This window comes from Kribbella sp. NPDC051770, assembly GCF_040681455.1.
Classification (GTDB): domain Bacteria; phylum Actinomycetota; class Actinomycetes; order Propionibacteriales; family Kribbellaceae; genus Kribbella.
The window spans coordinates 234851-248231 of sequence record NZ_JBFAYT010000008.1 but is presented as its reverse complement, the minus strand read 5'-3'; the positions used below and the strand labels follow the sequence as shown (position 1 = coordinate 248231).

Annotated in this window: 12 protein-coding genes; 3 read left to right on the top strand and 9 right to left on the bottom strand. The window is 68.2% G+C overall.

Translation table 11 applies throughout. The features are described 5' to 3' along the window. Nucleotides 1-42 precede the first annotated feature (42 nt). Nucleotides 43-1560, bottom strand: coding sequence for a glycerol kinase GlpK (gene glpK, locus AB0M01_RS26255; protein WP_363673944.1), 1518 nt, complete (start codon nt 1558-1560; stop codon nt 43-45). A gap of 27 nt (nt 1561-1587) precedes the next feature. Further along, entirely contained in the window at nt 1588-2424 is an 837-nt protein-coding gene (locus AB0M01_RS26250; RefSeq protein WP_363673942.1) for an MIP/aquaporin family protein, read from the bottom strand. A gap of 208 nt (nt 2425-2632) precedes the next feature. Between AB0M01_RS26250 and AB0M01_RS26245 the strand changes: the two genes are divergently transcribed. The 3 genes from AB0M01_RS26245 (at nt 2633) to AB0M01_RS26235 (ending at nt 4633) form a co-directional block, all read left to right on the top strand. Continuing rightward, nucleotides 2633-3160: a SigE family RNA polymerase sigma factor gene (locus AB0M01_RS26245; protein WP_363673940.1), complete on the top strand. Its 528-nt coding sequence runs from the start codon at nt 2633-2635 to the stop codon at nt 3158-3160. Further along, on the top strand, nt 3157-4272 hold the full coding sequence (locus AB0M01_RS26240; RefSeq protein ID WP_363673938.1) for a hypothetical protein: 1116 nt from the start codon (nt 3157-3159) through the stop codon (nt 4270-4272). Before AB0M01_RS26245 ends, AB0M01_RS26240 begins: the two co-directional genes overlap by 4 nt. A 100-nt stretch (nt 4273-4372) precedes the next feature. Further along, complete coding sequence (locus AB0M01_RS26235) at nt 4373-4633, top strand: sigma-70 family RNA polymerase sigma factor (RefSeq protein ID WP_363673936.1); 261 nt, start codon at nt 4373-4375, stop codon at nt 4631-4633. Nucleotides 4634-4714: 81 nt separating this feature from the next. On the opposite strand, the gene AB0M01_RS26230 is transcribed toward AB0M01_RS26235, so the two are convergent. From AB0M01_RS26230 to AB0M01_RS26200, 7 genes are all read right to left on the bottom strand, one after another. After that, complete coding sequence (locus AB0M01_RS26230; RefSeq protein WP_363673934.1) at nt 4715-5824, bottom strand: dipeptide ABC transporter ATP-binding protein; 1110 nt, start codon at nt 5822-5824, stop codon at nt 4715-4717. Nucleotides 5825-5838: 14 nt separating this feature from the next. Beyond that, nucleotides 5839-6897 (bottom strand): ABC transporter ATP-binding protein, encoded by a 1059-nt coding sequence (locus tag AB0M01_RS26225; RefSeq protein ID WP_363673932.1) that lies wholly within the window; start codon nt 6895-6897, stop codon nt 5839-5841. Continuing rightward, on the bottom strand, nt 6894-7934 hold the full coding sequence (locus AB0M01_RS26220) for an ABC transporter permease (protein ID WP_363673930.1): 1041 nt from the start codon (nt 7932-7934) through the stop codon (nt 6894-6896). The genes AB0M01_RS26225 and AB0M01_RS26220 overlap by 4 nt, the downstream gene beginning before the upstream one ends. Nucleotides 7935-8007: 73 nt before the next feature. Further along, nucleotides 8008-9780 (bottom strand): ABC transporter substrate-binding protein, encoded by a 1773-nt coding sequence (locus AB0M01_RS26215; RefSeq protein ID WP_363673928.1) that lies wholly within the window; start codon nt 9778-9780, stop codon nt 8008-8010. 57 nt (nt 9781-9837) lie between these two features. After that, entirely contained in the window at nt 9838-10830 is a 993-nt protein-coding gene (locus AB0M01_RS26210; protein ID WP_363673926.1) for an ABC transporter permease, read from the bottom strand. A 181-nt stretch (nt 10831-11011) separates the two neighbouring features. Continuing rightward, nucleotides 11012-12583: an ABC transporter substrate-binding protein gene (locus tag AB0M01_RS26205; protein ID WP_363673923.1), complete on the bottom strand. Its 1572-nt coding sequence runs from the start codon at nt 12581-12583 to the stop codon at nt 11012-11014. 58 nt (nt 12584-12641) lie between these two features. Beyond that, nucleotides 12642-13292 carry an HAD family phosphatase gene (locus AB0M01_RS26200; protein WP_363673921.1) on the bottom strand — a complete coding sequence of 217 codons (651 nt, stop codon included), beginning with the start codon at nt 13290-13292 and terminating at the stop codon, nt 12642-12644. Between the last annotated feature and the right edge of the window lie 89 nt (nt 13293-13381).

Here is a 13381-nt window from a genome sequence, read left to right as displayed (position 1 = left end):
TGTTCCTTCCGGTTGTCGCTTACTGCTGTCTTGCTGCTGGTGCTAGTCGACGTCGACCCAGTCGAGCGTCCGCTGGACCGCCTTCTCCCAGCCCTTGTACCCGGCGGCACGCTGCTCGTCGTTCCACTCCGGGCTCCAGCGCTTGTCCTCGTTCCAGTTCTGCACCAGTTCGTCGGTGTTGTTCCAGAACCCGACCGCCAGCCCGGCCGCGTACGCCGCGCCGAGCGCCGTGGTCTCCGCGACGACCGGCTTGCTGACCGGTACGCCGAGGATGTCGGCCTGCATCTGCATGCAGAGCTCGTTGGCGGTGACCCCGCCGTCGACCTTGAGCACCTCGAGCTTCACACCCGAGTCCTTCTCCATCGCGTCGGCCACGTCCTTGCTCTGGTAGCAGATCGCTTCCAGTGTTGCTCGGGCCAGGTGAGCGTTGGTGTTGAACCGGGACAGCCCGACGATCGCGCCGCGGGCGTCGGAGCGCCAGTACGGCGCGAACAGGCCGGAGAACGCCGGGACGAAGTACACGCCGCCGTTGTCCTCGACCTGCCGGGCCAGCGTCTCGGTCTCGCTCGCGCCGGAGATGATGCCGAGCTGGTCGCGCAGCCACTGGACCGCCGACCCGGTGACCGCGATCGAGCCCTCGAGCGCGTAGACCGGCGCGTCGTCGCCGAACTTGTACGCCATCGTGCTGAGCAGACCGGCCTTGGACCGGACCAGTTCGGTACCGGTGTTGAGCAGCATGAAGTTGCCGGTGCCGTAGGTGTTCTTGGCCTCGCCGGGGTTGAAGCAGACCTGACCGACTGTCGCGGCCTGCTGGTCCCCGAGGTCACCGGTCAGCGGTACGACGCCGCCGAGCGGGCCGGTGGCGAGCGTCTCGCCGTACTTGTTGGGGTCGGACGACGGCCGGATCTCCGGCAGCATCTGCCGGGGGATGTTGAAGAAGCTGATCAGCTCGTCGTCCCAGTCGAGCGTCTCCAGGTTCATCAGCATCGTCCGGCTGGCGTTGGTGACGTCGGTGACGTGCACACCGCCGTCGACGCCGCCGGTGAGGTGCCACAGCAGCCAGGTGTCGGTGTTGCCGAAGACGGCGTCACCGGCCTCGGCGGCCTCCCGGACGCCGTCGACGTTCTCCAGGATCCACTGCACCTTGCCGGCCGAGAAGTAGGTCGCCGGCGGCAGCCCGGCCTTCTGCCGGATCACGTCGCCCTTGCCCTCGCGCTCCAGCGCGGAGGCGATCCGGTCGGTGCGGGTGTCCTGCCAGACGATCGCGTTGTAGTACGGGCGACCGGTCTTGCGGTTCCAGACCACGGCCGTCTCGCGCTGGTTGGTGATGCCGAGCGCCGCGAGGTCGCTGGCCTGCAGGTTGTTCTGGTTCAGCGCGGTCCGGATGACCGAGCTGGTCCGCTCCCAGATCTCCACCGGGTTGTGCTCCACCCAGCCGGCCTGCGGCAGGATCTGGGAGTGCTCCAGCTGGTGCTTGCCCACCTCGTTGCCGGAGTGGTCGAAGATCATGAAGCGGGTGCTCGTGGTGCCCTGGTCGACGGCACCGACGAAGTCAGCCATGGAAGGTCCTCTCCTCACAGATCGATGTCATGCGGTGGTCTTCTCCTCCGGGATGCGCCCGGGCTCCTCGTCCTCGTCGGCGATCGGCAGGAAGCGCCCGACCAGCAGGTCGTACAGGAACGCACCGACCAGAGCGCCGATGATCGGGGCCACGATGGGCACCCAGAAGTAGACGTCCCCGAACTGATCCTTGAACGCTCCGCTGTACCCGGTGAAGAACGAGGCCAGCCGCGGGCCGAAGTCACGGGCCGGGTTGATCGCGTACCCGGCGTTGGTACCCCACGCCATCCCGATCCCGACCACCAGCAGACCGACGACGAACGGCGCCAGGTTGACGCCCGGTGAGGTGTTCCGCAGGTCGGTGATGGCCAGGATGACCAGCATCAGGATCGCCGTACCGATGATCTGGTCGCGGAACCCGCCCCACATCCCGACCCCGAGGTCGAGCGACCCGTTGCCCGGCAGCGTGGAGAACACGCCCTGGGACTTGATCGTCAGGCCGGGGTCGAACTTGTTCAGCGCCTCGGTGTAGTTCCAGCGGACCACCAGAGCCGCCAGGAAAGCGCCGAGGAACTGGGCCACCGAGTACGGCAGCACCTTCTTCCAGGAGAACCCGCGGAACGCCGCCAGCGCGATCGTCACCGCCGGGTTCAGGTGCGCACCGGTCATCCGGCCCGCCACGTAGATCCCCAGCGTCACCCCGAGCCCCCACGCCCAGGCGATGGAGTCGTGGTCCCCGATGCCCGCGGCGACCACCTGCGCCACCACACCACAGCCGAACAGGATCAGGATGAACGTACCGGCCAGCTCGGCGGACATCTCCCCCAGAAGGGTCTTCGCCTTGACCGCTTCGGTCGTAGCCATGCTCTGTCTCCCTTCCACCCCGTGACGACCACGGAGGACTGGAATGTAGGAGCGTTAGCGGAGCGGCACAACGCCGTACGTTCGACATTGTCGAACGCGGGGTGGACCTGGACCACTGCGACACTCGTACAACCTTTTCCCGGGTTGATCACGTCAGGGCGGGCAGAGGAGGGCGACCGCACGGGGCGGTGGCCGTGGAAGGGACCTGATGGGGACCGGACGGAGTGCTGGGGACTTCGAGGAGTTCGCGGTCAGCAGGCACCGGGCGTTGTTCCGGTACGCGTACCTGCTGGTCGGCGAACGCGGGCTGGCCGAGGACCTGGTGCAGGAGGCACTGACCAAGACGTACGTCGGGTGGCACCGGTTGCGGGACTCGGCGAACGCGGAGGCCTACACGCGGAAGGCGATCACCACCACGGCGATCGGGTGGTACCGGCGGAAGGCCTGGCACGCGGAGCGGCCGCGGGACGACGTACCGGAGCTGCCGGCGCGGGCGGCGGCGGACGACGCGACGGCGCGGATCTGGCTCTGGGAGGAGCTCGGGCAGCTGCCGCCGCGGCAGCGGGCCGCGCTGGTGCTGCGGTACTACGAGGACCTGACCGAGGCGGAGACCGCCCGGATCCTCGGGTGCAGCGTGGGCACGGTGAAGAGCCAGACGTCGCACGCCCTGAAGAAGCTGCGGGCCCGGCTGGGTCCCGACGCGGAACTGACGATCGAATTGGTGGTGGCCCAGTGACCGGCCTGATCAAGGAAACCCTGACCGAGCGGGCGGACGGCGTCACCGAGCCCGGCCTGGACCTGGCCGCCGTGATCCGGAACGGCGACCGACGGATCAAGCGCCGCAGGGTGGCGACCGTCCTGGCCGTCGCCGCAGCGTCAGCGGCCGTGCTGGCCGGCGGGCTGACCGCCGTCAGGCTGACCGCGGACGCGCCGGCTCCGGCCGAGCAGCCGGGGAACTTCACCGAGCGGCGCCCGACGTACGCGAAGGACGGCAAGCTCCACTTCGGCTCCGAGACCTACGACCTGAAGGACCAGATCGCCACCTTCGCCCAGACCGACGCCGGTTTCGTCTACGTCACCCCGGGCGGCACGGTGAAGGCGACCGACGGCCGCCGGACCGCCACGATCGGCGGTGGCAACGCGATCAAGCGGCTCACCGTCGACGACGCCGGCACGCTGGTCGGCTGGGTCGACAGCAGTCCGCAGCGCCCTGAGTTCGTCGTGTACGACGTGGCCGCACGCCGCGAGGTTGTCCGGACCGCGCAGGGCACGGTCGCGAACCCCGCCGAGGACAAGCAGCCCCGAGTCTCGGCGATCGACGAGGGCTTCGCCTACTTCTCCACCGGGACCAGCATCTACCGCTGGAACCTGGCCGCCAAGGCCGGAACCGTGATCGACCCCGCGGCCGGGCCGGAGAAGCTGAAGGGCGTCGACGCGGGCCTGTTCACCTGGGAGATCCTCCAGCCGCCCAGCCAGACCCAGCAGGTTGCCGTCGGCACCGATCTCCGGAAGCCGCCGGCCCGGATCTACGACGGGTGGGACACCACCGTCTCCCCCAGCGCCCGGTTCATGACGACCGACGCCGCCGACGAGGTGCGGCTGTTCGACCTGCAGTCCGGGCAGCAGCTGCCGCTGAAGTTCCCCGGGTACGTCCTCATCGTGCCCACCCAGTGGCAGGGCGACAGCAGCTTCTACGCAGTCGGGATCGCCGAGGACCAGTCCAAGCCCGTCGACCTGCTGAAGTGCTCGACCGCCGAGCTGACCTGCAAGGTCGCGGTCCCGGAGTTCGCCCCGAGCCCGTCGGAACAGGTCGGTTTCCAACTCCCGGTCGGCCACGTCCTCGACTAACAGGCGAACGCGGAAAGAAATCTACGACCGGGGTGCAACCGATCGTAGGGCCCAGAGCGTCATGTCATCGGGACCGTAAAGCTCGAAGGGGGAATCTCAGGTGAATCAGCACGCCACGGTGGGGCACCGCGACAACGTGACGGCTCGGCACTGGCTCGAAACCGGCCTGCAGAACCTGCCGGCCCGCCAGCGCGACGCCCTGGTCCTGCGCTTCTACGAGTCGCGCACCGAAACCGAAGCCGCCGGCATCCTCGGCTGCTCGGTCCCCGCGGTGAAGCGCCGCACCAACCACGGCCTGCGCCGCCTCAGCTCCCACCTCGGCCCCGACGCCGTCCTGCTGCTGCAACGCGTCGCCCGCTAGCGCCGGTACGCCGAACGGCCGGGAACCCCGCAACAGGGGTTCCCGGCCGTTTCACATCCAGCGACTGGTTGCAGCGCGCAACTAAACCTTCGCGGTGGCCGCGCCCTCGACGGCCTTCAGCGCCGCGGCCGCCTGGTCCTCGGTGGCGTTCTCCGGGAAGTGGCAGGCGCTCTGGTGCCCCGGGGCGATCTGCAGCAGCGGCGGCTCGACCGTCTTGCAGATGTCCTGCGCCTTCCAGCAGCGGGTGTGGAAGCGGCAGGCCGGCGGCGGGTTGATCGGGCTCGGGACGTCGCCCTCGAGCCGGATCCGCTCGCGCCTGGTCTTGCGGTTGGTGTCCGGGATCGGGACGGCCGACAGCAGGGCCAGCGTGTACGGGTGCATCGGCTTCTCGTACAGGCTGACCCGGTCGGCCAGCTCGACGATCTTGCCGAGGTACATCACCGCGACCCGGTCCGACACGTGCCGGACCACCGACAGGTCGTGCGCGATCATCACGTAGGTCAGGTCGAACTCGTTCTGCAGGTCCTCCAGCAGGTTCACCACCTGGGCCTGGATGGACACGTCCAGCGCCGAGACCGGCTCGTCGGCGACGATCAGCTTCGGCCGCAGCGCGAGCGTACGGGCGATGCCGATCCGCTGCCGCTGACCGCCGGAGAACTCGTGCGGGTACCGGTTGTAGTGCTCCGGGCTCAGCCCGACCAGCTCCAGCAGCTCCTGGACGGTCTTCTTCACACCGCCCTCGGGCTTCACCCCCTGCAGCCGGTACGGCGCACCGACGATCTTGCCGACCGTGTGCCGCGGGTTCAGCGAGCCGTACGGGTCCTGGAAGATCATCTGCACGTCGCGCCGCAGCGGGCGCATCTTGCCGTCGCCGAGGTGGCTGATGTCGTGCCCCTCGAAGACGATCCTGCCGTCGGTCGGCTCCAGCAGGCGGGTCAGCAGCCGGCCGGTGGTGGTCTTGCCGCAGCCCGACTCCCCCACCAGCGACAGCGTCTCGCCCTTCATCACGCTGAAGGTCAGGCCGTCGACGGCCTGGACGGCGCCGGTCTGGCGCTGCAGCAGACCCTTGCGGATCGGGAAGTGCTTGGTCAGGTTCGTCACCGACAGCAGTTCCTCGCCGTCGGCGATCGCCGGGGAGGTGTCATCGAGGACGGGTCCGACGCTGACGGACTCGGTTTCGGGGTTGGTCACTTCGGCTCCGTCGTTCACAGCTTCGGCTTGATCTCGTCGTTCCAGATCCGCTCGCGGTCCGCGCCGGACAGGTGGCAGGCCACCTTGTGCCCGGCCCCGACCTCGAGCAGCTCCGGCCGGTCGGTCTCGCTGGCGCCACCGTTGAGCTGCGAGTAGTTGCAGCGCGGGTTGAACGCACAGCCGGTCGGGACGTTGATCAGGCTGGGCGGCGAGCCCTTGATCGGGATCAGCCGCTCGGTGCGCTCCCGGTCGATCCGCGGCATCGAACCGAGCAGGCCCCAGGTGTAGGGGTGCTGCGGGCGCTCGAAGATGTCGTCCGCGGTGCCGTACTCGATCGCGCGGCCGGCGTACATCACCTGGATGTCGTCGGCCAGCTCGGCGACCACGCCGAGGTCGTGGGTGATGATGATGACCGCGGAGTTGAACTCGCGCTGCAGATCCCGGATCAGGTCCAGGATCTGCGCCTGCACGGTGACGTCGAGCGCGGTGGTCGGCTCGTCGGCGATCAGCAGGTCGGGGTCGCAGGACAGCGCCATCGCGATCATCGCGCGCTGCCGCATCCCGCCGGAGAACTGGTGCGGGTAGGCGTCGACGCGCTTGTCCGGCTGCGGGATGCCGACCCGGTCGAGCATCTCGATCGCGTGCTTGCGGGCGACCTGCTTGGTCACCTTGTTGTGCACCTGGTACGCCTCGATGATCTGCTTGCCGACCGTGTAGAACGGGTGCATCGCCGACAGCGGGTCCTGGAAGATCATCGCCATCCGCTTGCCGCGCAGCAGCCGCACCTCCTCGGCGGTGGACGAGACGAGGTCCTGGCCGTCGAGGAAGACCTCGCCGCTGATCTTCGCGGTGCCGGCCTTGTGCAGGCCCATGATCGACAGGCTGGTCACGCTCTTGCCGGAGCCGGACTCGCCCACGATGCCGAGGGTCTTGCCGCGCTCCAGCTGGAACGACAGCCCGTCGACGGACTTCACGATGCCGTCGTCGGTCGGGAAGTGCACCTTCAGGTCGCGGACGTCGAGGAACGCGTTGCCGCGCTCGATCCGCTGCGGGGTGTCTTGAGGTTCGGTCACGAGATTCGCACCCTCGGGTCGACGACGGCGTACAGGAGATCGACGATCAGGTTCGCCAGCACGATGAAGAACGCGGCGACCAGCGTCACGCCGAGCACCTTGGGCAGGTCGTTGGCGCGCAGCGCGATCACGGCGTACTGGCCGATGCCGGGCAGCGAGAAGGTCGTCTCGGTGAGGATCGCGCCGCCCATCAGCAGGCCGAGGTCGAGACCGAAGATGGTCAGGATCGGGGTCAGCGCCGAGCGCAGGCCGTGCTTGACCACGACGGTCCGCTCGGTCAGGCCCTTGGCCCGGGCGGTCCGGACGAAGTCCTCGTTCATCGTCTCGAGCATGCCGGCCCGGGTCAGCCGGGCGTACGCCGCGGCGTACAGGAAGGCCAGCGTGACCCAGGGCAGGATCAGGTCGTACGCCCACCAGACCGGATTCGTCTCGTCCAGCGGGTTGGTGCCGCCCTGGGCCGTCCAGCCCAGGTTGTAGCTGAAGATCGACAGCGACAGCAGGCCGGTGAAGAAGATCGGCAGCGAGACACCGGCCAGGGCGACCGACATCATGCCCCGGTCCAGGACCGAGCCGCGCCGCAGCGCCGAGATGATGCCGGTCCCGACACCGGTGATCAGCCAGATGAACGCCGCACCACCCGCCAGCGAGGCGGTGACCGGTATTCGCGCGACCAGGTCCGGCCAGACCGGGGTCTGGGTCAGGAACGAGTAGCCGAAGCAGGGTGCCGGGCAGTGCTCGGTGGCCGGACCGTAGTTGTAGTCCTTGCCGACGACCAGGCCCTTCACGAAGCTTCCGTACTGCTCGTAGAGCGGGTCGGTGAAGCCGAGCCGCACCGCCGTCTCGTGGATCTGCTCCTGCCCGGCGCTCTTGCCGACGTAGCGCGAGGCCAGGTCGTCGGCGGTCGCACCGCCCAGCTTGGGAACCAGGAAGAAGATCGAGAACGTCACGGCCGTGACGATGAAGAGCAGGATCACTGCTCCGATCACCCGGCGGACCAGATATGCGAACACGTGCTCGGCGTGGTGGCCGGTGATCATCGCTGATCACCGGCCACCGTCAGCCTTCACCTACCTCTGCTGGCGAATGGTGGTTGTACAGGGCAACCGACGGCTACTTCAGGCCGATGCCCGCGTAGTCGTACATGTTCTGGCCGTCGTTGGAGTAGACGTTGGCCAGGGTGTCCGGGCGGTACAGCAGGCCCTTGGCCCAGATGCCCGGCAGCGCGCCGGCCTGCTCCATGACCTTCTTGTCGATGCTGACCCAGAGCGCGTTGCGCTTGGCCTCGTCGGTCTCGGCGAGGGCCTGGTCGATCATCTGGTCGACCTCGGGGATCCGGATGCCCAGGTTGGTGTTACCACCGGTGGCGCGAATGGTCCGGCTGTCGACGATCTGGCTCAGGAAGCCGAAGCCGTCCGGCCAGTCCGCACCCCAGCTGTAGACGATCAGGCCGAGCTTGTTGGCCTTGGCGAAGTCCGGCTTGCCGGCGTACAGCTTGGTGTAGTCACCGGTCGGGTAGGGCTTGGTGGTCAGGTTGATGCCGACCCGCTTCAGCGACTGCTGCAGCGTCTCGGCGACGGCCTTCTCCTTGGCCCGGTCGGCCCGGTAGGCGATGTTGATGTTGAAGCCGTTCGGCTGACCGCACTTGGCCAGCGACTCCTTGGCCTTGGCGACGTCACCGTTCTTGTTGGCCTCGAAGCCGTAGTCGTCGAACTTCTCGGCCCCGGTGACCAGCGGCGGCATCATGTTGGTGGCGATGTCGCCACCGATCGGGCCGCCGTACGCGCGCTGGTAGCCCTCGTGGTCGGCGGCGTACAGGATCGCCTTGCGGCAGTCCAGGTTGTTCAGCGGCGCGACCTCGGTGTTCAGCACGGTGAAGTTGAGTCGCGGCGCGGCCACGTTGTCCGCGTGCGCCTTCAGCTTCGGGTCGGCCAGGATCTTGGCCTGGGTCTCCGGCTGCACACCGGTACCGGCGATGTCGACGTCGAGGTCACCGGCGATCAGCCGGTTGTCGATGTCGGTGCCGTTCACGTTGAACGCGACGGTGATCTTGTCCGGCAGCGCCTTGCGGCCCGAGTTCGGGTCGGTGGCCGGGTCGTACTGGTCGTTGCGGACCAGGCTGATGCCCTTGTTCGCGTCGTAGCTCTCGAACTTGTACGGGCCGGTCGAGATCGGGTGCTCCTTGTACTTCGCACCGGTGTCCTTGGCCTGCGGCACCGGGGCCGTCGACGGGAGCTGGGCGAAGTAGTCGAAGCCGGCGAACGGCTTGTTCAGGTGGAACACGATGGTGTTCGCGTCCGGCGTCTCGATCGCCTTGGCGATCCCGGCCATCGACGGGTCCTTGTAGACGCTGTAGCCCTTCGGCACGTCCAGCAGGAAGTCGTTGAAGTACGTCGGGCCGCTGGGCAGCGTCGCCTTGTCGAGCGAGCGCGCGACGGCGTACTTGACGTCCTTCGAGGTGACCTCGGTGCCGTCCTCGAACTTGACGCCCTTGCGGATCTTGTAGGTCCAGGTCTTGGCGTTGTCGCTCGGGACACCCGGCGCCTCGGCCAGGTCCGGCACCGGCTTGGCGCCCTCGGCACCCGGTGCCGACTTGAAGACCATCAGCGGCCGGACGTAGTTGCGGACCAGGTTCCAGGACAGGCCGTAGTAGGTGTCACCGGGGTCGGTGGAGTCCCAGTTCTCGGTGATCGCCATCCGCAAGGTGCCACCCTTTTTGTCGCTCGGGTTGAACACCTTGTTGTTCGCCGCGTCGAACGCGGCGGTGGCCCCGCCCTCCGAGCTGCCCCCTCCGGGAGTGGCCTTGGGTCCCCCACCGCAAGCCACCAGGCTCATGGCGACGGCCGCAGCGACGGCGGTGGCCGTCGTGATGCGATTCCATCTCATCTCTTGTTGCACCCCTTTTTTCGTGAGAGCCAGGCTCCCTGGTTGGCGAGAAGTCATTTACCGCGAGCGTGGGTCGAGCGCGTCGCGCAGGCCGTCACCGAACAGGTTGAAGGCCAGCACCGTGACGAAGATCGACAGGCCGGGCCAGATCATGTACGTCGGGTTGACCTGGTACCAGTTCGCGGCGATGGAGAGCATGTCGCCCCAGCTGGCCGTCGGCGGGCGGACACCCACGCCGAGGTAGGACAGGCCTGCCTCGAACAGCACGTTGGTCGGGATCAGCAGCGTCGCGTAGACCAGGATCGGCGCAATCAGGTTCGGCAGCAGTTCGGTGAACAGGATGTACGGCCGGCGGGCGCCCAGGCTGCGGGCCGCGTCGACGAACTCACGCTCGCGCAGCGACAGCGTCTGGCCGCGGATGATCCGGCCGATGTAGGGCCAGCTGAAGAAGCCGATGATGAAGACGATCAGCGCCACCCGGAGCGCGTCGCCCTGCAGGCCGAGGATCGAGTCCGGCACCGCGCCGACCAGCGCGAGTGCGAACAGCACCAGCGGGAAGGCCAGGAAGATGTCCATCAAGCGGCTGATCAGGGTGTCGATCCAGCCGCCGAAGTAGCCGGCCATGATGCCCATCGCGACCCCGATGACCACCGAGAGCAGCGTGGCCAGGAAGGCGATCAGCAGCGAGATCCGGGCGCCGTACACGATCCGGGCGAAGATGTCGCGGCCGTTGACCGGCTCGACGCCGAACGGGTGGTCGGCGCTCATCCCGCCGAGCTTGCCGATCGGGGTCTGCAGCGAGGGGTCGACCAGGTCCTGGTGGAAGTCGTTCGGGGTGACCCCGACGATCTTGCAGATCAGCGGCGCGAAGATCGCGACCACGATCAGCAGCAGCACGATGATCCCGCCGGCGATCGCGACCTTGTCCCGCTTCAGCCGCATCCACGAGATCTGCCACAGCGAGCGGCCCTCGATCTTGCGGACGCCCTCGAGAACGGCCTCCGGCTGTGCCGACGAAGATCCCGGCTCGACCTCGAGTGGCGTGCTCACGCGTTGTGTTCCCCTGCCTCGTAGTGGTGACCGACCGAAACCGGACATGGCTGCCGCCTTAACCTGCCGCCGAAACGGGCCGTAGTCAAACGGCGGAAGTGCTGCGTTGCCCGATCGTGATGACGAGGAGATCGTCCCGTATTGTGGACAGATCGCAGGGTCGCACGGAGCTTCCGGACAGTTACTTCCGTAGCGTCGAGAAGGTCAGGTAGGACAGCGGGTTGAGGATACTGGTTGGATTTTTGATCTCTTGACCGGCCACCACCGTCAGCCGTGCCTGCCACACCGGGATCAGCGGAGCGTCGTGGGCGATCACCGACTGTGCCTGCTCCAGGACCTGCTCGCGCTTCAGCTGGTTCTGCTCCGCGACCTCCTGGTCGAGCAGCTTGTTCGCGGTCTGCGACCGGTAGCCGTTCTGGTAGATCGCGCCCTCGCGGACGAACGGCACCAGGTAGTCGTCGGGGTCCGGGTAGTCCGGCAGCCAGCCCGAGTGGTACAGATCGAACGCGCCGCTGCGCGCGAGCTGCTGGTACCGCGGCCACTCGACACTGCGCAAGGTGACCCGGAACAGACCGGACGCGTCCAGCTGGCGCTTCAGCTCGGTCACCTCGGCCTTCGCGCCGGCGCCGTACCGGGTCGGGGTCCAGCCGAGCGTCAGCGGAACCGGAGTGGTGACACCGCCCTCGCGCAGGATCGCGGCCGCGGCGGCCTTGTTCGGGTCCTTGTACTCGGCGCGGAACGCGTCGACGTGGCCACCGGCCCCCGGCGGTACGACGGAGTACAACGGGGTCACCTGGTCGCCGTACGCCTTCTTGGCGATCGCGCCGCGGTCGATCAGCTGCGCCACCGCACGCCGTACGGCGGGACGTCGCGACACCGCGGACTTGAAGTGGAAGGAGAAGTAGCGGATCTCGGCCGAGGGGGCGTCGACGACCTGGACCTTGCCACCGGCGCGCAGCTTGTCGAGGTCGGTCGCACCGAAACCGTGAAAGGCGATGTCGGCCTTGCCCGACGTCACCGCCTTGCTCAGGGCGGCCGAGTCCGGCAGCAGGGTCAGGTCGATCCCGTCGTTCTGCGCGGCCCGCGGACCCTTGTATCCCTTGAACTTGGTCAGCGACGCGCTCGCCCCCGGCTTGTACGCCGTCAGCTCGTACGGGCCGCTGCCGACCGCCTTGGCCGGCATCAGCTTCGTCGCCGGGTAGACCTCTTCGTCGACGATCGAGGCGGCGGTGGTGGTCAGCAGGTACGGGATGCGGGCGTCCGGCTTCTTCAGCGTGAAGACCGCGGTCAGGCTGTCCGGCGTACTGATCGAGGCGATCGAGCCGAACAGCCCGGCGATCCCGCCCGGCGTCTTCAGCTTCAGCAACCGGTCGAAGCTGAACTTCACGTCCGACGAGGTCAGCTCGTGCCCGTTCGGGAAGGTCATCCCGCTCTTCAGGCTGCACGTGTACGTCGTCGGCGCGTCGAACTGGCAGTCGGCCGCGTCCGGCACCGGCGTCGGCTTGTCGGACGTGATCGTGAGCAGGGTCTGGAAGAGGTTCGCCTGCAGGGTGCGGGAACCGACGTCGTACGGACCGGCCGGGTCGAGCGAGGTGACGGTGTCGGTGGTGGCGACCTTGAAGGTCAGCTGCCGTGGCGGCTCACCGGTCTGCTGCGGCGCCGAACCGCCGGTCTTGTCCCCGCACGACGCCAGCGATCCCGCCAGAACGCCGGCGACGGCCGCAGCCATCACCCGGCGCGAGTACACCTTCACCACATCCACCCTCTCGTCCCCAGACACGCCCCCGCGGGCACCCAAAGACGGTACTGCCTCAGCGGAGCAGGGCGCGCAGCGACTCCGGCGTGAGCGGCTCCAGCGACTTGACCACCAGCCGCCGCGGCGCGTCCTCGATCTCCACCCACTGCGGTACGGCGACGACGAACGCGCCGGCCGCCGTCCCGGCCGCGGTGCCGCCCGGGGAGTCCTCGATCACGACGCACGACGCCGGGTCGACCCCGAGCGCCTTCGCGGCGGTCAGGTACGGCTCCGGGTGCGGTTTGCCGTGCTGGACCTCGTCGCCGGCGACGACCGTCGCGAACAGGCCGTCCGGGAAGTGCCCGAGCACGGCGTCGATCATCACCCGGTACGACGCCGAGACCAGCGCGCACGGGATCTCCTCCTTCACGCACGCCTGCAGCAGCTCCAGCGCACCGGGCCGGAACTCGACCTCGCGGCGCAGCGTCTCCACGACCTCGGTGAACATCCGCTCGGCGAGCTGCTCGGCGGTGATCGCGCCGGCCGGGATCCGCGCCATCCAGGCGGTGACCGCGTCGCGCAGGTCGGAGCCGACCAGGGACACGCAGTCCTCCACCGTCCACTCGGCGCCGAGCTCGGCCAGCAGCGCGATCTGCACCCGCGCCCAGACCGGTTCGGAGTCGACCAGCGTGCCGTCCATGTCCCACAGCACCGCTTGCAACGTCAAGGGAGAGCTCCTCAGCTGGTCGTCCGGGATCGCGCGGTCGTAAGAATTTTACAAGGTCGGTCCGACACGTTCCGCTGGGCGTGAAACCG

Excerpts from the sequence above, each read along its gene's own strand:
- AB0M01_RS26245 (WP_363673940.1), top strand. The coding sequence starts at position 2,633 with ATGGGGACCGGACGGAGTGCTGGGGACTTCGAGGAGTTCGCGGTCAGC.
- AB0M01_RS26250 (WP_363673942.1), bottom strand. The coding sequence starts at position 2,424 with ATGGCTACGACCGAAGCGGTCAAGGCGAAGACCCTTCTGGGGGAGATG.
- AB0M01_RS26215 (WP_363673928.1), bottom strand. The coding sequence starts at position 9,780 with ATGAGATGGAATCGCATCACGACGGCCACCGCCGTCGCTGCGGCCGTC.
- glpK (WP_363673944.1), bottom strand. The coding sequence starts at position 1,560 with ATGGCTGACTTCGTCGGTGCCGTCGACCAGGGCACCACGAGCACCCGC.
- AB0M01_RS26220 (WP_363673930.1), bottom strand. The coding sequence starts at position 7,934 with ATGATCACCGGCCACCACGCCGAGCACGTGTTCGCATATCTGGTCCGC.